The sequence below is a fragment of the Vibrio sp. L85 genome (assembly GCF_963871815.1).
Lineage (GTDB): Bacteria > Pseudomonadota > Gammaproteobacteria > Enterobacterales > Vibrionaceae > Vibrio > Vibrio harveyi.
In genome coordinates this window covers 1-380 of record NZ_CAWMYL010000134.1, presented here as the reverse complement: position 1 = coordinate 380, position 380 = coordinate 1, and the positions used below count along the sequence as shown (strand labels likewise).

Annotated in this window: 1 protein-coding gene; it reads right to left on the bottom strand. The window is 45.5% G+C overall.

Going from position 1 to position 380, the window contains the following annotated elements:
• The coding region (locus AACR11_RS13705) for a GTP-binding protein (RefSeq protein WP_228287034.1) at positions 1-380 on the bottom strand (380 nt) is incomplete at both ends.

Sequence of the window (380 nt, the reverse complement as noted above, 5' to 3'; positions counted from 1 at the left end):
TCTTTGATACCAACGATAGCAACTTCGTCACCTACGTTTAGGATACCACGCTCGATACGGCCAGTTACTACTGTACCACGACCTTGGATTGAGAATACGTCTTCGATAGGCATTAGGAATGGCATATCTACTGCACGCTCTGGCTCAGGGATGTATGAATCTAGCGCTTCTGCTAGTTCAACAATCTTAGCTTCCCATTGCTCTTCGCCGTTTAGTGCGCCTAGAGCAGAACCTTGGATAACTGGTAGGTCATCACCTGGGAAGTCGTACTCAGATAGAAGTTCACGAACTTCCATTTCTACTAGTTCTAGTAGCTCTTCATCGTCAACCATGTCACATTTGTTCATGAATACGATGATGTATGGGATACCAACCTGACG